Annotated in this window: 25 protein-coding genes and 1 pseudogene; 11 read left to right on the plus strand and 15 right to left on the minus strand. The window is 68.8% G+C overall.

All coding sequences use genetic code 11. The annotated features are described in order from the left end of the window. Positions 1-105: 105 nt before the first annotated feature. From ACFPZN_RS30360 to mgrA, 4 genes are all read left to right on the plus strand, one after another. On the plus strand, positions 106-1,284 hold the full coding sequence (locus tag ACFPZN_RS30360) for a substrate-binding domain-containing protein (protein ID WP_378285677.1): 1,179 nt from the start codon (positions 106-108) through the stop codon (positions 1,282-1,284). After that, entirely contained in the window at positions 1,284-2,054 is a 771-nt protein-coding gene (locus tag ACFPZN_RS30365; protein WP_378285678.1) for an ABC transporter ATP-binding protein, read from the plus strand. Before ACFPZN_RS30360 ends, ACFPZN_RS30365 begins: the two co-directional genes overlap by 1 nt. Continuing rightward, on the plus strand, positions 2,051-2,878 hold the full coding sequence (locus tag ACFPZN_RS30370) for an ABC transporter permease (protein ID WP_378285679.1): 828 nt from the start codon (positions 2,051-2,053) through the stop codon (positions 2,876-2,878). The genes ACFPZN_RS30365 and ACFPZN_RS30370 overlap by 4 nt, the downstream gene beginning before the upstream one ends. Positions 2,879-2,939: 61 nt before the next feature. Next, a complete protein-coding gene (mgrA, locus tag ACFPZN_RS30375; protein ID WP_378285680.1) occupies positions 2,940-3,935 on the plus strand; it encodes an L-glyceraldehyde 3-phosphate reductase in 996 nt (331 codons plus the stop codon). A gap of 32 nt (positions 3,936-3,967) precedes the next feature. Here mgrA and ACFPZN_RS30380 read toward each other — a convergent pair whose 3' ends face one another. After that, positions 3,968-4,597 (minus strand): acyl-CoA thioester hydrolase/BAAT C-terminal domain-containing protein, encoded by a 630-nt coding sequence (locus ACFPZN_RS30380; RefSeq protein ID WP_378285709.1) that lies wholly within the window; start codon positions 4,595-4,597, stop codon positions 3,968-3,970. A gap of 6 nt (positions 4,598-4,603) precedes the next feature. Between ACFPZN_RS30380 and ACFPZN_RS30385 the strand changes: the two genes are divergently transcribed. Continuing rightward, a complete protein-coding gene (locus tag ACFPZN_RS30385) occupies positions 4,604-4,879 on the plus strand; it encodes a hypothetical protein (RefSeq protein ID WP_378285711.1) in 276 nt (91 codons plus the stop codon). Here ACFPZN_RS30385 and ACFPZN_RS30390 read toward each other — a convergent pair. From ACFPZN_RS30390 to ACFPZN_RS30425, 8 genes and pseudogenes are all read right to left on the minus strand, one after another. Continuing rightward, positions 4,793-5,101, minus strand: a pseudogene (locus ACFPZN_RS30390) (acyl-CoA thioesterase/BAAT N-terminal domain-containing protein); the annotation flags it as partial. The gene ACFPZN_RS30385 and the pseudogene ACFPZN_RS30390 overlap by 87 nt on opposite strands. Further along, on the minus strand, positions 5,098-5,925 hold the full coding sequence (locus tag ACFPZN_RS30395) for a bifunctional allantoicase/(S)-ureidoglycine aminohydrolase (protein WP_378285681.1): 828 nt from the start codon (positions 5,923-5,925) through the stop codon (positions 5,098-5,100). The gene ACFPZN_RS30395 and the pseudogene ACFPZN_RS30390, both read right to left, overlap by 4 nt. After that, complete coding sequence (gene allB / locus ACFPZN_RS30400; protein WP_378285682.1) at positions 5,922-7,259, minus strand: allantoinase AllB; 1,338 nt, start codon at positions 7,257-7,259, stop codon at positions 5,922-5,924. Before allB ends, ACFPZN_RS30395 begins: the two co-directional genes overlap by 4 nt. Continuing rightward, entirely contained in the window at positions 7,249-7,560 is a 312-nt protein-coding gene (uraH, locus tag ACFPZN_RS30405; protein WP_378285683.1) for a hydroxyisourate hydrolase, read from the minus strand. The genes allB and uraH overlap by 11 nt, the downstream gene beginning before the upstream one ends. Continuing rightward, entirely contained in the window at positions 7,557-8,003 is a 447-nt protein-coding gene (locus tag ACFPZN_RS30410; protein WP_378285684.1) for a 2-oxo-4-hydroxy-4-carboxy-5-ureidoimidazoline decarboxylase, read from the minus strand. Before ACFPZN_RS30410 ends, uraH begins: the two co-directional genes overlap by 4 nt. After that, positions 8,003-8,905: a factor-independent urate hydroxylase gene (pucL, locus tag ACFPZN_RS30415; RefSeq protein ID WP_378285685.1), complete on the minus strand. Its 903-nt coding sequence runs from the start codon at positions 8,903-8,905 to the stop codon at positions 8,003-8,005. The genes ACFPZN_RS30410 and pucL overlap by 1 nt, the downstream gene beginning before the upstream one ends. A 144-nt stretch (positions 8,906-9,049) precedes the next feature. Then, positions 9,050-10,096 (minus strand): PDR/VanB family oxidoreductase, encoded by a 1,047-nt coding sequence (locus tag ACFPZN_RS30420; protein ID WP_378285686.1) that lies wholly within the window; start codon positions 10,094-10,096, stop codon positions 9,050-9,052. A gap of 160 nt (positions 10,097-10,256) precedes the next feature. Continuing rightward, positions 10,257-11,249, minus strand: a complete 993-nt coding sequence (locus ACFPZN_RS30425) for a nucleoside hydrolase (protein ID WP_378285687.1) — start codon at positions 11,247-11,249, stop codon at positions 10,257-10,259. A 78-nt stretch (positions 11,250-11,327) separates the two neighbouring features. On the opposite strand from ACFPZN_RS30425, the gene ACFPZN_RS30430 reads away from it, so the two are divergent. Next, entirely contained in the window at positions 11,328-11,855 is a 528-nt protein-coding gene (locus tag ACFPZN_RS30430; RefSeq protein ID WP_378285688.1) for a MarR family winged helix-turn-helix transcriptional regulator, read from the plus strand. 39 nt (positions 11,856-11,894) lie between these two features. Here the strand turns inward: ACFPZN_RS30430 and ACFPZN_RS30435 are convergent, their stop codons facing one another. After that, positions 11,895-12,959, minus strand: coding sequence for a Rieske 2Fe-2S domain-containing protein (locus tag ACFPZN_RS30435; protein WP_378285689.1), 1,065 nt, complete (start codon positions 12,957-12,959; stop codon positions 11,895-11,897). 51 nt (positions 12,960-13,010) lie between these two features. Further along, the gene (locus ACFPZN_RS30440; protein WP_378285690.1) at positions 13,011-14,405 is read right to left on the minus strand and encodes an amidohydrolase family protein; all 1,395 of its coding nucleotides are present in this window, start codon (positions 14,403-14,405) and stop codon (positions 13,011-13,013) included. 2 nt (positions 14,406-14,407) lie between these two features. Between ACFPZN_RS30440 and ACFPZN_RS30445 the strand changes: the two genes are divergently transcribed. Both ACFPZN_RS30445 and ACFPZN_RS30450 read left to right on the plus strand, forming a co-directional pair. Next, positions 14,408-14,791 carry a hypothetical protein gene (locus ACFPZN_RS30445; protein WP_378285691.1) on the plus strand — a complete coding sequence of 128 codons (384 nt, stop codon included), beginning with the start codon at positions 14,408-14,410 and terminating at the stop codon, positions 14,789-14,791. Positions 14,792-14,801: 10 nt separating this feature from the next. Further along, positions 14,802-15,587, plus strand: coding sequence for an SDR family NAD(P)-dependent oxidoreductase (locus ACFPZN_RS30450; protein ID WP_378285692.1), 786 nt, complete (start codon positions 14,802-14,804; stop codon positions 15,585-15,587). A gap of 72 nt (positions 15,588-15,659) precedes the next feature. On the opposite strand, the gene ACFPZN_RS30455 is transcribed toward ACFPZN_RS30450, so the two are convergent. Genes ACFPZN_RS30455 through ACFPZN_RS30465 form a run of 3 tightly spaced genes read right to left on the minus strand, consistent with a single transcriptional unit; the run spans position 15,660 to position 17,004 of the window. Continuing rightward, complete coding sequence (locus tag ACFPZN_RS30455) at positions 15,660-15,866, minus strand: DUF397 domain-containing protein (protein WP_378285693.1); 207 nt, start codon at positions 15,864-15,866, stop codon at positions 15,660-15,662. A gap of 11 nt (positions 15,867-15,877) precedes the next feature. Then, complete coding sequence (locus tag ACFPZN_RS30460; RefSeq protein WP_378285694.1) at positions 15,878-16,141, minus strand: DUF397 domain-containing protein; 264 nt, start codon at positions 16,139-16,141, stop codon at positions 15,878-15,880. Between the two features lie 20 nt (positions 16,142-16,161). Next, positions 16,162-17,004, minus strand: coding sequence for a helix-turn-helix domain-containing protein (locus tag ACFPZN_RS30465; RefSeq protein ID WP_378285695.1), 843 nt, complete (start codon positions 17,002-17,004; stop codon positions 16,162-16,164). Positions 17,005-17,190: 186 nt separating this feature from the next. Between ACFPZN_RS30465 and ACFPZN_RS30470 the strand changes: the two genes are divergently transcribed. Beyond that, positions 17,191-17,694 (plus strand): ATP-binding protein, encoded by a 504-nt coding sequence (locus tag ACFPZN_RS30470; RefSeq protein ID WP_378285696.1) that lies wholly within the window; start codon positions 17,191-17,193, stop codon positions 17,692-17,694. Between the two features lie 61 nt (positions 17,695-17,755). Here the strand turns inward: ACFPZN_RS30470 and ACFPZN_RS30475 are convergent, their stop codons facing one another. Then, positions 17,756-18,898: a glycerophosphodiester phosphodiesterase gene (locus ACFPZN_RS30475; RefSeq protein WP_378285697.1), complete on the minus strand. Its 1,143-nt coding sequence runs from the start codon at positions 18,896-18,898 to the stop codon at positions 17,756-17,758. Between the two features lie 229 nt (positions 18,899-19,127). On the opposite strand from ACFPZN_RS30475, the gene ACFPZN_RS30480 reads away from it, so the two are divergent. Then, a complete protein-coding gene (locus ACFPZN_RS30480; RefSeq protein ID WP_378285698.1) occupies positions 19,128-20,993 on the plus strand; it encodes a glycoside hydrolase family 15 protein in 1,866 nt (621 codons plus the stop codon). A gap of 102 nt (positions 20,994-21,095) precedes the next feature. Continuing rightward, the gene (locus ACFPZN_RS30485; protein WP_378285699.1) at positions 21,096-22,637 is read left to right on the plus strand and encodes an alkaline phosphatase D family protein; all 1,542 of its coding nucleotides are present in this window, start codon (positions 21,096-21,098) and stop codon (positions 22,635-22,637) included. Position 22,638 lies beyond the last annotated feature (1 nt).

Here is a 22,638-nt window from a genome sequence, read left to right on the forward strand (position 1 = left end):
GAAGAACCCGTGTAAATATTGCGCGCAAACATCTTCCGTTTGGATTGCGCGCAAACTATTGTGTCGGTCACCGCCGGCCACTTGAGCCCCAGCTAGGAGTGACTGATGAAGCAACGACGCGGTGCTCGGCTTCTCGCCGGCACCCTCGTCGCGGCGATCACCGCGACCATGACCGCCTGCGGTTCCGACGACTCGAAGGACTCCGGCCCGACCGGCGCCACGACGACCGCGGCCGCGGGCTCCGCATCGAACCTGGCAGAGGTCTGCCCATCGACCATCGTCTGGCAGACCGGTTGGGTCCCGCAGGCCGAGCACGGCCCCATCTACCAGATGCTCGCCGGCGGCGTCGACATCAACGCCGGCAAGAAGCGGGTCACCGGCAGGCTGGTCGACGGCGGCATCGACACCGGCGTCAAACTCGAGGTGCGTGCCGGAGGGCCGGCTATCGGGTTCTCCAGCGTGTCGGCGCAGATGTACCTGGACAAGGACATCCTGATCGGTGGCATCAACACGGACGAGGCCATCGAGAACTCCGCGAAACAGCCGACGGTCGGCATCGCGGCCCCGGATCAGCTCAGCCCCCTGATGATTTTCTGGGATCCGGAGAAGCACTCGGACTGGAAGACCATCGCAGACGTCGGTAAGACCGACTCGAAGGTGCTGTACTTCGACGGCACGACCTACATGGCGTACCTGATCGGCGGCGGCGTTCTCAAGAAGAGCCAGGTCGACGGCGGCTTCGACGGTAGCCCGTCGACGTTCGTGGCCGGCGGTGGCGAGTACGCCCAGCAGGGCTATGCCACCCAGGACCCGTACCTGTACGAGCACGACGTGGCGCAGTACAAGAAGCCGATCAAGTATCAGCTCGTGAACGACCTCGGCTACAAGATCTATCCGGACCAGGTGTCCGTCCGCGCCGAGGACGTCACCGCCAAGGCCTCCTGCCTCAAGAGGCTCGTTCCGGTCATCCAGCGTGCGGCCGTCGCCTACCACGAGAACTCGGCGAAGGCGAACAAGCTCATCCTGGATCTCGGCGTCTACAACATCGGCGCTCCGCAGAGCGAGGGGCTGATCAAGTTCGGCAGCGAGCAGTCGAAGAGCATCGGGATGCTCGCCAATGCTCCTGACGGCGCCGTCGGCTCGTTCGACACGGCGCGTGTCCAGAAGCTCATCGACATCGATGTGCCGATCTTCGCCGCGGCGAAGAAGGTGACCAAGCCCGGTCTGAAGGCTGATGACATCGTCACCAACCGGTTCATCGACCCGTCGATCAACATCGACTGATGTCGGTCGCGACGGAGAGGAACAACGTGCCTGACGACCGGGGATCCATCGACTTCTCGGGCCTCGGGAAGGTGTTCGGCAACGGCACGCAGGCGCTGCGAGACGTCGACCTGACGGTGAACTCGGGCGAGTTCATCAGCATCGTCGGCCCCTCGGGATGCGGAAAGAGCACGCTGCTGCGGATCGCCGCCGGCCTCGACGTCCCCACGACGGGGACGTCGAGGGTCGGCGACGGCGTCATCGGTTTCGTGTTCCAGGAAGCCACCCTGCTGCACTGGCGCAACGTCGCCCAGAATGTCGAGTTGCTGATGGAGCTCCAGGGCGTGCCCAAGAAGGACCGGATCGAACGCCGCGAGGAGGCCGTCGACCTGGTCGGCCTCGGTGGGTTCCAGCGCCATTTGCCCAAGCAGTTGTCCGGCGGCATGAAGATGCGGGTCTCCATCGCGCGTGCGTTGACGCTCAATCCGGAGATCTTCCTCTTCGACGAGCCGTTCGGGGCACTGGACGAGCTCACCCGCGAGCGGCTCAACACCGAGGTGACCAGCGTGTTCGCGAACAGGCCGTTCACCGGCATGTTCGTCACGCACAACATCTTCGAGGCCGTCTTCCTGTCGACCCGCGTCGTGGTGATGTCGGGTCGCCCGGGGACGATCCTCGGGGAGGTCGAGGTGCCGCTGCCGTTTCCCCGGCCACTCGGCCTGAGGTTCGACGGTCTCTTCACCAAGCTCGTCAGCGAGGTGTCCAGCCTGCTTCGAGAGGGGGCCCAGTGAGCTTGATCGCCACCCAGTCCACGTCGCTGCCGAGCCGGCGGCCTGCCCGTCTTCTCGCGATGGTGGTGCCGCCGGCGCTCGTCTTCGCGGCCTTCGTCGGGCTCTGGTACCTGATCTCCTACAAGTTGCTGACGCCCGAACGCCGATTTCTGGTGCCGCCGCCGCATCGCGTGATCTCGGTGGGCTTCCTCGACGGCGAGAACCTGCAGGCACTGCTCAACGGCCTGCTGGTATCGACCCGGGTCGCGGCGGTCGGCCTGGTCGCCGCGATCATCATCGGCCTCGCGGTCGCGATCGCGATGAGCCAGGCCGTCTGGGCTGAACGCTCCTTGTACCCGTATGCCGTGACCTTGCAGACGATCCCGATCCTGGCGCTCGTGCCGCTGTTCGGGTTCTGGTTCGGATTCGGGTTCTTCAGCCGGGTCGTGGTGTGCACGATGATCTCGCTCTTCCCGATCATCGCGAACGCGCTGTTCGGACTGAAGTCGGTCGATCCGGCGCTGCGGGAACTCTTCGCACTCCAGCAGGTCGGTCGATGGACGAGGCTGTGGAAGCTCGACTTCCCGTTCGCGTTGACGGCGATCTTCGCCGGCTTCCGCATCTCTGCCGGGCTCTCGGTCATCGGCGCGATCGTCGGCGACTTCTTCTTCCGACAGGGCACGACCGGCATCGGCATCCTGATGTCGCTCTACATCGCTCGGCTTCAGTCCGAGTTGCTCTACGCGTCGATCATCCTGAGCGCGCTGCTCGGTATCGCGGCCTTCTGGCTTTTCAGCGGCCTTTCGTTCGTGGTCGGCAAGCGGTTCGACCGAAGCCGCGTCTGACGAGAGCTCCTGGCGCGTTCTCCCCGGCCAACGGATGGTCGGGCGAAGATTGAGGAGTCACATGGAATACCGCCGGTGCGGCCGAAGCGGCCTCGACCTGCCTGTCCTGTCCCTGGGGTTGTGGCAGAACTTCGGCCGCACCGGGCACGAGGACAGGCAGCGTGCGCTCGTCCGTCACGCGTTCGACAACGGCATGACGCACTTCGACCTGGCCAACAACTACGGCCCTCCACCCGGGTCGGCGGAGGAGCTGTTCGGACGGATCCTGCGAACCGACCTCGCCGGCAGGCGTGACGAGATCGTCGTCGCCACCAAGGCCGGCTACGAGATGTGGCCCGGCCGCTACGGGACGGGCGGCAGCCGGAAGCACATGCTGGCGAGCCTGGATGCCAGCCTGCGGCGGCTCGGACTCGACTACGTCGACATCTTCTATTCGCACCGTACCGACCCCTCCACGCCCATCGAGGAGACGATGAGCGCTCTGGAGACCGCTGTCCGCCAGGGCAAGGCCATCTACGCCGGCGTCTCCTCCTATTCGGCCGACCGGACTTCCCGAGCGGTCGAGGCGCTCGACGCGCTCGCGATCCCGCTGCTCGTGCACCAGGCGTCCTACTCGATGCTCAACCGCTGGATCGAGGACGACTTGCTCGACGTACTCGAAGGTGCGGGTGCGGGTTGCATCGGTTTCTCGCCGCTGGCGCAAGGTCTTCTGACCGACCGGTACCTGAACGGGGTTCCGGCGGGATCGCGCGCCGCCCGGTCCGGCCCGCTGAATCCGGATCGCTACTTGACGGGCGACAATCGGGAGCGGGTCCGGGCCCTGAACAAGTTCGCCGCCGAACGGCACCAGACGCTCGCGCAGATGGCACTCTCCTGGGCGTTGAGGGATCCCCGGATGACATCGGTGGTCGTGGGCGCCAGCAGCGTAAGCCAGCTCGACGACAGTCTGCGCTGTCTCGACGCGGCGGAACTCACCAACGAGGAGCTCGCCGAGATCGACCGGTACGCCACCGACGGTGACGTCGACATCTGGAGCGGCTGGCGCCTGTCCGACTAGCGCCCAGGGCGCCCACCCGGAGCGCTACTCGCTCACTCGGAGTCGAGAAGACGCAGGAACCGGAGTGTCCTCGTCCACGCGGTCCTGTTCGCCAGGGCGTTCCTTGCCGGAGTCCCGCCCAGGAGCAGCCAGCCGTCGCCGTACGGTGCGACCGTGGCGGTGGTGGGCAGGTGTGGAGGCTGGATGAGATGTCCGGCTCCTTGGATGTGGACCCGCTCCAGCGTCTTGCCGGCCGGGACCTCCATCCGCAGCGGCGGGAGAACGGTGTCGTCCCCGGTCGTCACCAGGAGAGTCGGGACGGTGGTCCGCGGACCTCGGGCGCGCGTTGTCCGAAATGCGGTGCCCGGCGCGAACAGTTCGCCGGCGTGCGGCGGCTCGACGTGCCCCATGGGCATGCCGCTCGGTGCCCCGGGTCCTGACCACGGCTGGAGATCGGAGTGCAGCGCCGACACGCCGGGGAAGCTCGGGACCATCGCGGCCACCCCGGCCACGGCGGGATGGGTCGCGCCGAGCACGAGCGCCAGCTCCCCGCCCTTGGAGACGCCGTAGACCGCGAACGGACCGGTTCCGGCCAGGTCCTCCGCGGCGGCGGCGAGGTACTCCAGAGGTACCTCCTCAAGCCGATCGCGCAGACCTGCGGCCCCGAAGTAGGTGAGCGCCATGCTCGGGTGACCGTGGGCGGCCATCAGCGCGGCGGCGAGATCGTTCTGGCCGCCTTCGGATCCGCCGAGAACGAGAACCGGGATCCGCTTCGGCCGGGCCGGCAGATAGACAGTCCCGATCAAACCCTTGGTGGCCGGGCGCTGTTCGACGTCGGGGCCGTCGGCGAACCTCTGGACCGCGGTGACGTCGACGATTTCTCCGTGCTGACGGACGTGCACCGTCGACGTCACCGGGTCGGCGGCGGTCGACGGGACCGCCGCGCCGGTGGTGCATCGCTGTGACCAGAAGATGCCCATCGACGAACGGCCGACATACGTGCCGGCGATTGACCGCATCCGACCGGTGTCAACCACTCCGTCACGGTCGGCGGCGAAGGTGCCCAGCGAAACCCAACTGTCGGCTCCGTGAGTCGTCGTGACAGAGACCGTGGTCGGCCGGCCGGGCGACAGTCCTCGGAACGTGAGGCCGCAGACCGCGTCGATGCGTACAGGCGTGGGGTTCATCGAAGCGCGCCGGACAGGGGAGCCGGCCGGTTCGCGTCCTTGTACAGGAGGTAGCGGAACCGTCCGGGGCCGCCCGCGTAGCAGGCCTGCGGACAGAACGCTCGGAGCCACATGAAATCACCCGCCTCGACCTCGACCCAATCGGTGTTGAGGAGATACACCGCCTTCCCCTCGAGAACGTAGAGGCCGTGTTCCATGACGTGGGTCTCCGGGAACGGGATCGATCCTCCGGGTTCGAAGTTGACGATGTTGACGTGCATGTCGTGCCGCAGATCGGCGATGTCCACGAACCGGGTGGTCGACCAGGTGCCGCCCGTGCCGGGCATGTCGATCGGCGTGACGTCCCGCTCCCGGGTGACGAACGCCTCCGGGACATCGAGTCCGGCCGCGTGCTGGTAGGTCTTCCGGATCCAGTGGAACGACGCGATGTCCGGACCGATGTTGTGAAGCGTCCAGCGGGCTCCCGGCGGCAGGTAGGCGTAGGAGCCCGCGGTCAGGCCGTGGGTCGTGCCCTCGATCGTCAAGGTCGGCGCGCCGCCGACGACGAACAGGACGGCCTCCGCCCCGGCGTCGGCCTCCGGGTTCTCGGAGCCGCCACCCGGGGAGACCTCGACGATGTACTGGCTGAACGTCTCGGCGAACCCCGTGAGGGGACGGGCGAGGACCCAGAGTCTCGTCCACTGCCACCCGGGAAGGTAGGACGCGGTGATGTCGCTCTGTGTCCGTGCCGGGATCACGGCGTACGCCTCGGTGAACCGTGCCCGATCCGTCGTCAGCGCGCTCTGAGGCGGCAACCCGCCCGCGGGAACGTGGTAGTTGGTCATTGCCCTCTCCTCAGCAGCCGGCCACGCGGGGGCAGACCGTCGTCGACGGTGATCCCGCGCAGCCAGGTCTCGCGGACGACGCCGGTGAGCCGACGACCGGCGTACGCCGACACCGGGTTGCGGTGGTGAAGACGCGATACGTCCACGCCGAACTCCTCGTCGGGCGCGAAGCGCACCAGGTCCGCGTCGGCGCCGATACCGATCCGGCCCTTCCTGAACAGACCGACGCGGCTCGCCGGCGCGGTCGCGGTCCAGCGGATCACGTCGGTCAGGTCATGTCCGCGAAGGCGAGCACCGGTCCACACCGCCGACAGTCCCAGCTGGAGCGATGCGATGCCGCCCCAGGCCGTGCCGAAGTCGCCGTCGCCACGCAGCTTGAGCTCCGGAGTGCACGGTGAGTGGTCGGAGACGATGAAATCGACGGTCCCGTCGGCAACGGCCAGCCAGAGTGCGTCCCGGTTGTCCGCCTCGCGGATCGGCGGGCAGCACTTGAACTCCGTCGCGCCGTCGGGGACGTCCGCCGCCGCGAACGTGAGGTAGTGCGGGCAGGTCTCGACGGTCAGGTCGACCCCGCGACGGCGGGCGTCCCGGATCATCGGAACCGCGTCCGCTGCGCTCAGGTGCACGACGTGCGCGCGGCCGCCGGTCTTCGCCGCCAGGCGGATGACCAGTTCGATCGCCGCCACCTCGGACGCCTGCGGCCGCGAGGCCAGGAAGCCGGCATAGCTCCTGCCGGCCAGGGCCGACTCGTCCAGAAGGTGGCCGTCCTCGGCGTGAACGATCACCAGCGCGCCGATGCGGGCGCACTCCCCCATCACACGGGCGAACGGCCCGGGGTCGAGATGGCCGAACTCCGGCACGCCGGAGCCGAGCAGGAAGCATTTGAATCCGAAGACGCCGGCGGCGTACATGGGTGCGAGATCGGAGAGATTGCCCGGCACCGCGCCGCCCCAGAAGCCGACGTCGACATGCGCCTGACCCGCCGCGGCCTCCCGCTTCAGGCGTAGGTTCTCGACCGTCGTCGTCGGTGGCACCGAGTTCAGGGGCATGTCGAGGATCGTGGTCACGCCGCCCGCGGCCGCCGCGCGGGTCGCGCTCGCGAAACCCTCCCACTCGGTGCGCCCTGGCTCGTTGACGTGAACATGCGTGTCGACCAGGCCGGGCAGCAACACTTCGTCCTCGGCCAACCGCACCGTGCGCGCGGCTGCCGGTGGCTCGTCGTGCCCGGTGAGGGTCACGATCCTCCCGCCGATCACGCCGACCGATACCGGTCGTTCCGTGTCGTCGACGACCGCGCGCCGCGCGCGGATCACCAGGTCGAGTTCAGCTGCCACGGTAGGTCGCGTAGCCGTAGGGGCTGAGCAGCAGCGGAACGTGGTGGTGGTCCTCCGCGTCGACGACGGTGAAGATGACGATCACCTCCGGGTAGAAGCCGTCGACGTAGGTTCCGGTATCAAAGCGCAGGACGTGGTCGCCGGCGGCCAGTGATCCGGTTCCGATGGCGGCGATGCGTCCGTTGGAGTCGGTGACACCTTCGGCGACGTACCGGCCGTCGCGCGTCTCGAGCGTGACGTGAACCCCGGCCGCCGGTCGGCCCAGGGCTGTATCCAGGACGTGAGTGGACAACCCGCTCATGACAACGCCGCTTCCAGCCGGAGGAGTGCGATCTGCCGGAGATTCTCGATCGTCTCCGCGCGCTCGGTGGCGTCATCGTTGTGGAGCCGTCTTTCGAGCTCGGCGAGGATCTCCTCCCCGTCCCGCCCGGCGGCGCGGATGATGAACACCCGGCTGAAGCGCTCCTCGTACGCCGCGTTGCCGGACGCCAGCCTCGCGGCGGTGCCATCGACCGCCAGATCGATGCCGGACTGCTCAAGTCGTGACTGTGCGCCGCCGTGCTCGCCGATCCGCGGATGGCCGGACAGAGCCTGGACCAGTTCCTCGTCGGTGAGCTCACCCGACGCCCGGACCGCCGCGGCCAGCACCCCGGCGGCGTTCGTGTACGGATGTCCGGCGAGTACCTCGTCCGCCCATCGGGGGATCGCGAGGCAGCCGAGGAGCACGTCCCGGGTGACCACCATCAGCGGAATCCGGGTTCGGCCGGCCAGGCGTCGCGGGCGGTGGGCGCGTCGTCGCGGATGACCTGAGCCTCGATGAGTCCGCAGGGCCGGTCCGCGGCGTTGAAGACCTCGCCGTCATTGGTGAGTCCGTTGACCCGGAAATCGGAGAAGTCGACAAGGAAATGATGTTTGTTCGGTGCGGAGAAGCGCACCTCCGCCAGAGCGTCCTGCGATTCGAGGAGCGCGACGCCCATCACGTACAAGGTCTCCTGCAACGCCCGTGAATAGGTGCCGGCGAACGTTCTCAGGAGGGTGGTCACCGCTGCTTCGTATGACCGGTTCCAGTCCACGCCGGTGCCGGTGTGCCGCCATGTGGCCGCGAGCGAGGTGGCGAGGATCCGGTCGTCGGTTTCGGGGAGCGTGGTGTACTCGTCTTTGAGGAAGCCCTTGAACTCCGAGCCGGTCGAGTTGAGGACGACCAGATCCTCGACGCCGGTCAGCACCTGGGTGTCCCACTCGTCGCGGGCGTCGCCTCGCGTGATCGTGACGACGCAGGTACGGACGCCGCCGCCTCGGCGCACGAACGAGTGGTCACCGATGCGGTCCCAGGCGTACTCCTGGACGCGAACCCGCACCTGGCGCGCCGCGGGCGTCGCCGTGACGAGACGCTTGCCGAGGGCGATCGCGTAGTCCTCGATCGAGTCGGCGCCGTGCGTCTTGGCGTAGGCGAACGCCGTGTTCTTCTGGCTGTCGGTGGGCATGATCATCGACTGGTCGCCGATCGTGTGAGCACGGTCGAAGTCGCCGCGCAACGACGTCGACACATTGAGATCGCGGATCTCGTGCATCGGGGTGTCGCGATAGATGCGGACGACGCGGGTCTCCGCCTTGCCGTACTGGTTCATTCCCAGCACCGTGGACATGCGTTCTCCTGTCGTTGGACGTGAGCGAAAGACTGCGCCGGACGAACACGTGCGGCACCTCCGCGATCTCGTGGCCGCCCACCGCCACGCGTCGACTGACGTTGGTTCCCTTCGCCGGACGGATCCCGGTTCCTCGGCCGGAGCTCAGGCGTCGAGTACCAGCCACGGTGACGTGGCCCGGGAGACGCAGATCAACATGTGGTCCGCACGCCGTGCGTCGCTCAGGAGCGCATCGCGGTGCTCCGGCGCGCCCTCGAGAACACGGGTCTCGCAGGTACCGCAGATTCCTTCGCGGCACGAGCCGAAGATCGGGGATCCGAGCTCCTCGGCGACGTCGAGGATCGACTCGTTCTCCGAAACGGTCCGGGTCACGCCCAGCCGGCGGAACTCGACGTCGACGGGCGTGTCTTGGAAGGTGCCGGGTTCCGGTTGGACCGCGGTGAAGCGCTCCAGGTGCGGCGCGGGAAGGCCGAGCTCCTGGCATGTGGCGACGACGGCTTCGAGCATCGGCGCGGGGCCGCAGCTGTAGACCGCCGTGTTCCGCGACGCCCCGCAGAGGATGGATCGCAGGTCGGGGAAGCCATGCTCGTCCTCGGCGATGACATGTACTTTGTCGGGGTAGGTGGCCGCGAAGTCGGCAGCGAACGCCATCCGGGACCGCTTCCGCCCCGCGTAGTGGAGTCGCCATCGCGCACCGGTCGCGGCGGCTGCCGCGACCATTGGCCTGATGGGCGTGATGCCGATTCCACCGGCAAGGAAGAGGTACTCCTCGGCGGCGGCGAACGGGAAGTGGTTGCGCGGCCCTCGAACCTGGAGGACGGCACCGGCCTGGAGCCGGTCGCACAGATGGCGCGACCCTCCCCGACCGTGGCGGTCGCCGAGTACGGCGACCCGCCATTCCCGGTTGTCGGACGGATCCCCGCAAAGGGAGTACTGCCGGGTGAGCGTACCGAGTGTCGGGGTGGGGAAGATCAGATCGATGTGTGATCCGGCGTCCCAGCGAGGGAGCGGACCGCCGTCCGCGCGATGCAGGGTCAGTCCCACGACGTCTTCGGCGAGGTCGGTCCGCTCGGCGACGACGACGTCGAGGACGGCGTTCGTGTCAGGGCCCGCGCTCGCGATCCCCGGATCCGGAGACTCCGTTCGTGCTGAGGTGGCGACTCTGGTCGCACTGATCTGGTCGGCGTGCACGGGACACAACTCCTTGAGCCCGGGTTCCTGCCTGGCGCCCGCTGGTTCTTGGTGACCCGGGTCGGCGCACGGAGGCGATCGATCAGGACTGCGGAGGAGTCCTTCTACCGCTTTCCGGCTGGCGCGCGGAACTGTCGGTCAATTTTAGTTCGTACCTTTATTATTTGGCAATGGGGAGGGTGACGAATGATCGGAACGTTGCGCGGAACCGGTCGACGTCCGCGTCGAGCCCGACCTGGACGGCCGCCCCCTCGCCGAGGGCGTTGCCGTCCCCGGCCGAGGCCGAGACGTGCGCGCGCCGGGCCACAGGCCGAAGGTCGGCGACCGTCGTCCCCCAGGCGGCACCTCCGCCTATGTCGACCTGGAGGTCGACGATCTCGGCGTCGACGAACGTGGGGTCGGTGCAGACCATGGCCGCGAGGAGGTCGTGGCAGGGAGTCTCGCCCGGAGCGCACAGCATGCCGGCGTGACGGCCGTAGTACGCGAGGCGGCCGGCCAGGAACTTCGCCGCGGGTGTCCGGCTCGCCGCGAGGTCGCCGAACTCGCGCTCGGTGAGTGTGGCCCGGTGTGTCACGTCCAGTCCGACCATGCGGGGTGGGGTCGCCCAGGATGTGCGGAGTACGACATCGGCCGCGGACGGATCGTGCGCGATGTTCGCCTCCGCGGTCGGACGCGCGTTGCCGCCTGCGCGGGCACTGCCGCCCATGAAGGTGAGGGTCGCACCGTCAGGCCGGAGTGCGCCGCTGGTGATACCGGCGCCGAGGTTGGTCATCGGGCCGAGCGCGAGCACCGATGTGCCCGCCCGGCACAGTTCATCGAATGCGTCGAGGACCGACTTTCCGGCTTCCGGTGGGTGGATCGGTGGCTTCCGCTCGAGATCCGCGAGTCCGTCATATCCGTGGATCATCACCGGCCGCTGTGTTCGCGGCGCGGGAGCGGTCTGGTCGCGGCCCGAGAACACGGGGACGTGACCGGCGCCGGCGGCCTCGAGGATGAACCGCAGGTTGATGGCGGCCTGCGCGGCCGGCACGCTTCCGCCGACCGCGGTGACGGCGACCAGATCGACGTCAGGGTTGCGGCACAACCACCAGAGCGCGGCTGCGTCGTCGATGCCGCCGTCGCTGTCTACGATTAGTCTCACGGATGTTCTCATTCACTGTTCAAGTCGGATTGGGGTCTGGGCCGCGGAACTCGGGTCCGCGATTTTCGGCCTTGTCGGAAGGACCTTGTTGTGCCGCTGAGCAAGAAAATGCAAGACGAGATCGCAGCTCTTGAGGCGCTTCCGATGGACCAGCTCGAAGACGCGCTCCGCCGGCATTCGGCCGGCACCACTCCGGGCTTCCTGCTGAGGCACGCGGCGTTGCGCTGGCAGCGCGAGGTGGCCTCGGCCCTCGCCGGCATGTCGTTGACGCACGTGCAGTTCCTCGTGCTGAGCAGTGCGTGGTGGCTGGGCCGCGAAGGCGACATGCCCAACCAACGGGCGATCGCCGCCCATGCGGGCCTCGAGCCGGTCCTGACGTCCCAGGTCCTGAAAGTCCTCGAACGCGACGGCCACATCAGCCGTGATCGGGACACTCGCGACGCCAGGGCCGTCAGGGTCCGGGTGACCGAGAACGGGAAGCTTCTGGCGCGGAGATGCGTCGTGATCCTGGACAAGCTCGGTGCGGAGTTCTTCGCGGATGCCATGGCCACGGAGGGTTTCCTTGACGCGATCCGAGGCCTGGCCGGCCGGGACCTGACCGGCGACGAGGTGCGGTAGCACCTCGCGACCGGCGCCGGTCTCGGTCGCACGGACTGCTCAGCGCCGCTGCTGGATCGAGGCGCGTGCCGCGTCCGCGAACGGTCGCGACCAGGTCCGGTCGGGCGGGGCCAGGGAACTCTCCTGGGCGAGCTCGGCCAGGATGCGCCGGTACTCCACCGTCATCCGGTCGGTCCGGGTGTGCATCTCGGTCTGGATCTCGAGCGGGAACTCGGGTCGGATCTGCTCCAGTAGTTCCTTGTCCTCACTCTGAATGAGCCGGTCGAGCGCGATGATCTCCTTCCTCTTCTCCTCGTCCGGATCGTCGTTCCGGGCGATGAACTGGCAGAAGAGGGTGTGCTCGTCGTCGATCGGGGTCGCCGTCTTGAACAGCACGTGCCGCAGGCCGTTCTCATACTCCATGACGTCCTTGAAGACGAAGGGCCGCACGAGCTGTGAGTTGGTCGTCCGGGTCGTGAAGTCGCCGGTCAGGCCCGTGTTGCGGCGCTGCTCCGGCGTGAGTCGCGAGATGTAGGAGACTCGCGATCGCAGCTTGTGGCCGTCGCGCTCGACCTGCATGTCGTTCATCCGGGGATTGGCCGACGAGCCGATCGTGTTGCGGTGGGTCCAGGCGAGGTGAGAGACGTCGAGCGCGTTGTCGATGACGCGGGGTGCGGACGCCTGCCAGACCTCCATCAGTTCGTGGATCAGGGTGAACCCGGGGTCGAGGGCCTCGTCGAGCACCGGGATCCCGGCGCGGGGCATTCCGGGGCAGAGCCAGATCAGGCCGTATTTCTCCTCGACGAGGACGGACAGGGCGCGGGCCCGCGGTGGGATCGGCTGGTCGGGGTCGTTCTGCGGGATTCGCTCACACGCCCCCGAGGCGCCGAACGCCCAGCCGTGGTACCCGCAGACAAGAGCGCCGTCCTCGACCCAGCCCTGGCTGAGGCGGGATCCGCGGTGGGGACACTCATCGACGGCTGCGCCGATGGCGTCGTCCCTGCCGCGCCACAGGACATAGTCCTCGCCGAGGACTCGAGTGCGCCGGGGCACATCGGTGATCTCCCGCGCGTAGGCGACGGGGTACCAGTATTCGGTGAAGGCCGGGACCTGACTGACGAGCATCTTCGTTTCCTTTCGATTCGAGGGCTGAGGGCGCGTCGAGGTCGACGGTGGTCATGCCGCTGCTCCGTGGGCTTTGACCAGCTGCGCTCGCGCGGCGAGAGCGTCGGCCTCGATCTGGGTTCGGGAACCGTGGACCAGTTCGCCGCGGCTGACCACGAGCCGGCCGTTGACGAGGACCGAGTCCACTCGGCGGTCGGCGCCGCCGAAGACCAGATGGGTGGCCGCTCGCGTGAACTCCGCGGGGTCGGCCGGATCGGCGGACTCCGGGGTGGCGGCGATGACCACATCGGCGAATCGGCCGACGGCCAGCATGCCGACCTGATCACTCAGGCCGAGTGCTCGGGCGCCGCCCATCGTGCCCATCCGCAGAGCCCGTGCGGCGGAGATCACGCCGGCTCCGCAGCGCGGGCGGTGCACGAGGGCCGCCATCCGGAGCTCCTCGAACCCGTCCAAGCTGTTGTTGCAGGCGGCCCCGTCGGTGCCGATCGAGACGTTGACGCCCGCTTCGAGCATCTCGGGGACCAGCGCGATCCCGGAACCGAGCTTGAGGTTTGCCGAAGGGCAGTGCGCCACGGTGGTGCCGGTGGACGCCAGCATCTCGCGCTCCTCCTCGGAGAGCCACACGCAGTGCGCGAGCACCGACAGGGGACCCAGGGCGCCGAGATCGTGCAAATAGTGGACGTCTCGTGCGGCGTTGGCGTCGGCGACGCGACGTGCCTGGCCCCGGTTCTCGTTGACATGGGTGTGGACGACGAGGTCCAGCCGGCGCGCGAGGTCGAGTGCTCGGCTCCACAGTTCGTCGGTGGCGGCCGAGGGAGCGCGAGGTGCGACCGCCGCGTGCAGCCGGCCGTCGGCCGCGCCGTGCCATCTCGCGACCAGCCGGTCGAGGTCGTGCCAAGCGGCCGCGGTGTCCTCGGCCCACAAAGCGGTCCCGGGTTCCTGACGATCCATCAGCGCCTTACCGATGAACGCCCTGGCACCCAGGTCGGCTGCGGCCTCGAACGCCGCGTCGGTGTGCAGCGCCGTTTCCATCGCATTGACGGTGGTGGTGCCCGACAGGAGCAGTTGGGCCATGCCCCATCGCGCGGACGCGGCGGCGGTCTCCACTGTGTGGAGTCGCTCGAGCGGCCAGATCCGTTGGTCGAGCCAGGCCATGACGTCGAGATCCTCGGCCAGGCCGCGGAACAGCGTCTGACACAGGTGGACGTGGGTCTGGACGAGGCCGGGGGTGACCCAGCAGCCGGTCGCGTCCACCTCGACGTCGCCTCCTCGTGAGGCCACGGTGCCGATCTCGACGATGCGGCGGCCCTCGATGGCGACGTCGGCCCGGAGAGTGCCTGCGAGCCCGTTCGTGACCACGGTCCCGTTGCGAACGACAGTCCTACCCACGACGCACTCCAATCGATTACGGTACGCATAATAAAGGTACGAACTATTTCGGTCCACCCTTGGAGGTTCGCGTGGGCGCGGTCATCGTCCTCGGATCGATCAACCGGGACGTCTTCTTCCGGGTGCCGTCGCTCCCGGCCCCGCGCGAGACGGGGCCGGGAGCGGACACCTGCACCGGTCTCGGCGGCAAGGGCGCGAACGCGACGCTCGACCTGAACCTGCTGATCGACGGCCTGGAGACCAGACTCCGCTCCGTCGACGTCCTGCGCCGCGTGGACGTCCTTGTCCTGAACGCGGGTGAGGCTACTGAGCCGGCCGCCACGACGGGGACAGGGCCGCCGCCGGCGACACTTGATCTTGGCCGGATGGGCAACGCGGCGTGCGCCGTACGCGGTCCCGGCACCACACCGATTTTTCCTGACGCGACCGCGGTCGAGGTCTGAGGGGCATCGCGTGGATCTCGGACTCAGCGGCAAGGCGGTCTTGGTCACCGGCGGGTCGGGTCTTCTGGGCTCCGCGATCGTGCGGAGGCTGGCGACCGAAGGCGCCGTGCCGATCATCCACTACCGGAGCCGGGTCGCCGCCGCTCACGCTCTGGCCGACGACACGGGAGGCTTCGCTCTTCAGGCGAGCCTGCTCGTGGAGTCCGAGGTGGACGCGCTGATCGAGCGCGCGGTCGAAAGCGCCGGCCCTCTCACCGGTGTGGTCGCCAACGCCGGGGGATGGCCGGGTCCGCCCGTGCAGACGCGGAACCTGACACTCGAGCGGTGGCGTACGACCCTGGACCAGAACCTCACCGTCGCGTTCCTCACCGCCCGCGCCTACCTGAAGCACGTGCGCGAGGTCGGTCACGGCTCGCTCGTGTTCGTCGGGTCGGCGGCCGCCCATTTCGGTGAAGACGGCTACGCCGATTACGCCGCCGCCAAGTCGGCGGTGACGCACGGCCTCGTCCGGACCTTGGCACGCGAAATCGTCGAGTCGGCTCCACACGGAAGGGTGAACGCGGTCTCCCCGACGTGGGTGCCTCCGTCGGCCCACGCCGAAGCCGCGGCGGAACAACGCCTGAAGCGAGCCCTGGCGACGGTTCCCCTTGGCCGGCCCGCGACGTCGCGCGATGTCGCGTCGGTGGTGGCATGGCTGCTGTCCGACGCTGTCGCCGGCTACGTGACGGGTGAGGTGATCCAGGTGACCGGTGGCATGTCCGGCAAGATCCTGCCGCGCCCATCCGGCGAGGGGTGAGAGCGGACCTGAGCGAACACGACCCCGGCCATCAGCCTGCGCCAGCAACGGCTCGATCCGTCTCCAGGCCCCCTAGATGTCGAACTCGCCTCGCTTGATCCGGGCGATCAACGAATTCCAGGCGGCAGCATCGAAGGCCAGCACACCGCCGTCAGGCTCCTTCGAGTCGCGTACAGCACGCAGACCGACCAGGCCCGCGATCTCCACGCAGTTCTCGCCGGCCGGTGAACTGCGACTGCTCTTGCGCCATACAGCGTGTGAGAGATCGATGGAGGTCATGGGAGTGGGACTCACATCTCCTTGATCATGGCGGTGATGCACTCCGCCGATGCCACGTACCCCGACGGATCCGGGCCTCCGATGTCGAACTCGCCCCGCTTGATCCGGCCGATCAACGAGCTCCAGACAGCGGTATCGAAGGCCAGCACACCGCCATCTGGGTCCTTGGAATCACGCACGGCTCGCATGCCGTCCAGGCCCGCGATCTCCACGCAGTTGTCGCCGGTGCCGCTTCGACGGGACTTACGCCATCGAGGGCGTACTGGTTCGATCATGTGGGAGGCGCTCCTTGCGACTAGGGCCCGTCCTGTGCCAGTGCGGCGATGAGGTGGACCGACTCGGCCGGGGGCATCGCTGCGCTGCAGATGGTTTCCAGAGCAAGCCTAATGCGGGTGACCTCTTCGGCGCTTTCGAGGTAGATGTCCCCCATCGGGCCTTCGGCGTAGGCGACGTCGAGTTCGGCGTCATCGGCGAAGCCGAGCAGTTCCATCGAGCCTTCGAGCCCCAGGTGCGCACCGCTGTCGAAGGGCATGATCTGGATCGTGACGTTGGGGCGCTGTGCGGCTTCGACGAGAGCCGAGAACTGCTTGCGCATCACTTCGGGGCCGCCTATGCCGCGGCGCAGCACCGCCTCGTCGAGGACGGCATGCAGTCGTGGGGCATCAGGGCGACGCAGCAGCATGCCCCGGTTCATCCGGGCCATCACACGTCGATGGATGGTGGCAGGGTCTTCAGAACGCAGGCTGATGATCCCGTGGGCGTATTCCTCGGTCTGGAGTAGGCCGGGCACGAGTTGCGGTTCCCACGCGCAGATGCTGCTGGCCTCGTCCTCCAGGGCCACGATGCTGCCGCTGAAGACGTCGGCATAGGCCGTCCACCAGCCGCGCTTCCAGGATTCCTTAGCCAGTTGGATGAGTGCGGCGTGGGTGGCACTGTCGACGCCGTACAACGCGAGCGCCGCGGTGATGTCGGAGGTCTTGGGTTGGGTCTGGGCCTTCTCGATACGGATGAGCTTGCTCAGTGACCAGCCCAGTTGGCGCGCAGCCTGGCTGGGGGTCAGTTCCGCGCGCTCGCGGAACTTGCGCAACTCAAAGGCCAGGCGTCGGCCGCGGGTGGTGGGGCTGGATACGACTGCCATGTCCCAGAGTCCTCCTTGTGCGATCAGCACTGTGCGATTAGGGCGTGCGTGCAAATCTCATGCTAGTCATGCCACTTGCATGCCACGCGTGAGAGTGGTTAGCTGTGCACATAGCGTAGTCACCTGATCACTGACAAGGAGCGGCTACCGCGCAGTTGCTCCAAACTCCGGACGGAGACGACTCCGATGATCAATGGAGATCTGCAACAACCGGCCCGACGCCCCCAGCAAACGACTCCCGATGTTCGCGAGCCGGCCGTGCTCGGGAGGATCGACATTTCCGCGGAGGTGGAGCAGGTGAAAACGGCGCGGCGCTGGCTGCGCGGCCTGCTCGGTGAAGATCACCCCGCCGCGTTCTGGGTCGAACTGCTGGGCTGCGAGCTGGTCACCAACGCCGTCCTGCACTCGGACTCGGCCCGGCCGGACGAGGACGGGCGGCCCGGGACGGTGTCCATCGCGGCATGGTCCATCGGGAAGGGGATCCGCGTGGAGGTCACCGACGCCGGGTCGACCTGCCGCGCCCCCGTGCCCGTCGACGCCGGCGTCCACGCCACCTCCGGCCGCGGGTTGGCCATGCTTCACGACCTCACCGACGGGCGGTGCGGCACCTGGAGCGACGCGAAGGGCCGCACCGTGTGGTTCCTGCTCGACACCGACTCCACGGCTCTCGCCGATGGGGACGGGTCGTGACCCGCCTGTCCCGGCCGTCTCGACGACCGGGACAGGCAGGCGAGGAGGGGACGCCTCGTTCCTAGCGGGCGAGGAACTCGGTGCGGGCGATGATGGCGGTGTCGGGGTTGTCGCTGAACAGCCCGTCGATGCCCGTGCGGTAGAAGAGGTCGTACTCCTTGAGCGCCTGCCCGTACGCGCCGGGCGCGGTCCCGTTGCGCAGGTCGGCGGGCAGGAACTGGTTCTCGTTCCGGAAGGTGTAGGGGCTGACCTTCAGACCGGCGGCGTGCGCGTCCTTCACCAGCGGGGTGGGCGTGCCGATCGTCCCGTCGGCCTTGTTGGGGATCACCAGGGTCTTCTCGGGACCGATCCAGTCGGCGTAGGTGCTGATCTCCTTGAGGCCGGCCGGGGTGACCATCTCGGCGTAGGTGGGTCCCTGGCCGCCGGCGACGGTGTCGTACGGGGCGCCGGAGGTGGAGAGGGCCTGGAGCACCGGGACGCTCAGCGCCTTGTCGAGGGTGCGGAGGCTGGTCGGCTCGAACGACTGGACGATGGCGCGCCCGTCGCGGTGGTCCAGGCCGTTGCGCTTGAGGGTGGAGATGAGGGTGTTCTCCAGCGGCAGCCCGATGGAGCGGAAGTAGGTCGGGTGCTTGGTCTCGGGGAAGATCCCGACGCGGCGGCGGTGCTCGCGGCCCAGCCGCTTGGCCAGGTCGACGACCTCCTGCAGGGTCGGGACCTGGTAGCGGCCGTTGTAGAGGGTGTTGTGCTGGCGGACGTCGGGCAGCCGCTCGACGGCGCGCAGCGTCATCAGCTCGGCGAGCGTGAAGTCCTCGGTGAACCAGCCCGTGACCGGGCGCCCGTCGATCGTCTTGGTCGTCCTGCGGCCCGCGAACTCCGTACGGGTGCCGACGTCGGTCGTCCCGCCGATCTCGTTCTCGTGCCGCGCCACCAGCTGGCCGTCCTTGGTCGGCACCAGGTCCGGCTCGATGTAGTCGGCGCCCATCTGGACGGCCAGCTCGTACGAGGCGAGGGTGTGCTCGGGGCGGTAGCCCGAGGCACCGCGGTGGCCGAGCACGATCGGCGCCGCCCTGCCGCGCTCGGCGGGCGCGGCGGTGGCCGGGGCCGCGACCGTCAGCAGCGGCAGCAGGACGGCGGCCGCGCCCAGCAGCGCGACCCCGCGCCGCCTCCCCCGCTGGATCCTCCGTGTCGTTCCACCGGCGGCCATGTCGGCTCCTTTCGCCGCGGCCCTCCGTGCGACCCTCGCCGGGAGATCACCGCGCGCGCCGGAAACGTACCGAGATGGCCGCGACCGGCCCAGGGCCCGCCCGGTGACGGCCCGGCCAACCTTGATCGTCATACTGGTGAACGCACACGGCCGGAATGCGTCACAGTGAGAGAGGCTCCCGTAACACTCCGGGAATGCGCCCGAAACATTTGGCCGGATCATCGGAGATGTGCCTCCGCGAAACGCGCGCTCCGCGCCCTCCGCGCCCTTTCCGCCCACTCCCCCCGCGCCGTCCGGGCCTTCCGGCCGGTACCTCCCGATCGAGGAACACGGCATCGTCGGCGATCTGCGGACCGTCGCCCTGGTCGGCACCGACGGGACGATCGACTGGTACTGCCCGGCCCGGTTCGACGCCCCCTCGCTGTTCGGCTCGCTGCTGGACGCCCGCAAGGGCGGCTACTTCTCGCTGTCGTGCCGGACGACGACCCGGCCCAAGCAGCTCTACCTGCCCGACACCAACATCCTGATGACCCGCTTCCTCACGGCCGAGGCGGTCGGCGAGATCATCGACTTCATGGTGCCGGAGACCAGCGGCGTCGCGCCGCCGCGCGACCTGCTGGTCCGGCAGGCCAGGGCGGTGCGCGGGCAGGCGACCTTCGAGCTGTGCTGCCGTCCCGCCTTCGACTACGCCCGCGCCCCGCACACCGTCGACCTGGTCGAGGGGGTCGGCGCGGTGTTCACCTCGGCGGCCGGGCGCTGCGTGCTGCGCTCCAGCGTCCCGCTGCGGATCGACGCGGACGGGCTCGGGGCGACGGCGACGTTCACCCTGGACGAGGGCGAGACCGTGGACCTGGTCCTGGAGTGGAACGGCGAGACGCACCCGCTGGTCCCCGGCGAGGCCGACGAGCTGTTCCTGCGCACCTCCGACTTCTGGCAGCGCTGGGTCGGGCAGTCCCGCTACAAGGGCCGGTGGCGGGAGATGGTGCACCGCTCGGCGCTGGCGCTCAAGCTGCTGGTGTACCACCCGACGGGCGCGCTGATCGCCGCGCCGACCACGTCGCTGCCCGAGCACCTGGGCGGGGTCCGCAACTGGGACTACCGCTACAGCTGGCTGCGGGACGCCGCGTTCACCATCTACGCGCTGATGACGCTGGGCTTCCTGGAGGAGGCCGCCGCGTTCATGGAGTGGATCGAGCGGCGCTGCGAATCCGCGACTTTGGAACGCGACATAATGATCATGTACGCGGTGGACGGCAGCGACAAGATCCCCGAGCAGGTGCTGGACCACCTGGACGGCTACATGGGCTCCAAGCCGGTCCGCATCGGCAACAACGCGGTCGGGCAGCGCCAGCTGGACGTGTACGGCGAGATCATGGACTCGGTCTACCTCTACAACCGCGAGGTGCCGATCTCCTACTCGCTCTGGGACGCGCTGTCCAAACGGCTGGACTGGCTGGCCGACCACTGGGAGGAGCCCGACGAGGGCGTCTGGGAGGTGCGCGGCCCGCGCCAGCGCTTCACCTACTCCAGCCTGATGACCTGGGTGGCGTTCGAGCGCGCGGGACGGATCGCGCGCGACCGCGGCCTGCCCGCCCCGGTGGGCGAGTGGCACGACCTGGCCGCGAAGGCGTACCGGTTCGTCCAGCAGCAGTGCTGGGACCCCGACCTGGGCAGCTACGTCATGCACCCCGGCAGCAAGCAGCTGGACGCCTCGCTGCTGTGCATGCCGCTGCTCAAGTTCTCCGGCCCGACCGACCCGCGCTTCCTGATGACGCTGGAGCGGATCGGCAAGGACCTGGTCTCCGACAGCCTGGTGCACCGCTACGCCATCAACGGCCACGACGGGCTGGCGGGCGAGGAGGGGACGTTCAACCTCTGCTCGTTCTGGTACGTGGAGGCGCTCACCCGGGCGGGGCAGGTCAGGGAGGCGCGGATGGTCTTCGAGAAGATGCTCACCTACGCCAACCACGTCGGCCTGTACGCCGAGGAGATCGGCGCGTCCGGGGAGGCCCTGGGGAACTTCCCGCAGGCGTTCACGCACCTGGCGCTCATCAGCGCCGCCGTCAACCTGGACCGTGCCCTGGACCGTTCCTGACCCATCGCCATCGACCTGCAGAAACACCCCCTTCACTCTGCGTTGCGTTCCTTGTCGACTGTTCCTTCCACCGACCTCAATAACGTGACCTGCACTTGATGTGTGGATATTTCGCGGAGGTCGTTCCTGGCGGGCGCCGGCCTGGCACCTCTCGTACCGGCCGGGCCGCGGCTCTCGGCCCGGCGCCTGGCCGACCCCTTCGAACTGGGGGTCGCCTCGGGGGATCCGTCCCACGACGGGTTCGTCCTCTGGACGAGGCTCGCCCCGCGCCCGCTGGCGGAGGACGGCCTGGGCGGGCTGCCGTCGTCGGGGAGCGGCGTGGATGTGGAGTGGCAGGTCGCGGAGGACCGGCGGTTCACCCGGCTCGCCCGGACGGGCCGGGTCACCGCGCGTCCGGCGAGCGCGGGCAGCGTGCACGTCGAGCTGAACGGGCTGCGCCCCGGGCGCGAGTACTTCTACCGCTTCCGGGCGGGCGGGCACCTGTCCGCGGTGGGACGGGCCCTCACGACGCCCCCGCCCGGAGCGCTGACGCCGCTGACCTTCGCCGCCGCGTCCTGCGCCTACTACGAGCACGGCTACTTCACCGCCTACCGGCGCATGGCCGAGCAGCACCCCGACCTCGTCGTGCACCTGGGCGACTACATCTACGAGGACTCCGCCGAGGACAAGCCGCAGCCGCTCCCGATCGTGCGCAGGCACGTCGGCGGCACCTGCCGGACGCTCACCGACTTCCGGCTGCGCCACGCCCAGTACAAGACCGACCCCGACCTGCAGGCCGCGCACGCCGCCGCGCCCTGGGCCGTGGTGTGGGACGACCACGAGGTGGAGAACAACTGGGCGGGCGACAACCCCGGTAAGAAGACCCCCGGGTTCGCCTCGCGCAAGGAGGCGGGCTTCCGCGCCTACTACGAGCACATGCCGCTGCGGCGTTCCTCGCTGCGTCGCAACGGGAGCCTTCGGCTGACCCGGCGGCTGCACTGGGGCGACCTGGCGGAGTTCCACATGCTGGACACCCGCCAGTTCCGGGCCGACCAGCCCTGCGAGGACGGCGTGCGCACCGGCTGCGACGACCGACTTGAACGGCGCCGCACCCTCCTGGGCAACGGCCAGCTCGAATGGCTGGACGCGGGACTGCGGGGTTCGCGGGCGCGCTGGAACGTCCTGGCACAGCAGATCTTCCTCGCCCAGCGCGACCACCAGCTCGGGCCCGGCCTGGAGGTCGCGCTGGACGGCTGGGACGGCTACGCGGCCGAACGCGAGCGGCTCCTCACCTCCCTGCTGGCCTCCCGGACGCGCAACCCGGTCGTGCTGACCGGCGACGTCCACGTGGCGCACGCCAACGAGCTGCGGGCCGACTTCGACGACCCCGGCTCGGCGCGGGTCGGCATCGAGCTGGTCGCCACCTCGATCGCCAGCGACGGCGACGGCTACCACGACCCGGTGTCCAACTCGGCGATCCGCGCGGAGAACCCGCACATCGCCTACATCGACCAGCGGCGCGGCCACGTGCTGTGCAGGGCGTCGCCGGGAGAGCTGCGCGCCGAGTTCCACACCGTCCCGCACATCACCCGCAAGGGCGCGCCGGGCTCGGTGTCGGCGGTGTTCACCGTCCCGGACGGCGCCCGCTCGCTGGGGAGCGCCTGAC

The sequence above is a fragment of the Actinomadura rugatobispora genome, from assembly GCF_042656285.1.
Lineage (GTDB): Bacteria > Actinomycetota > Actinomycetes > Streptosporangiales > Streptosporangiaceae > Spirillospora > Spirillospora rugatobispora.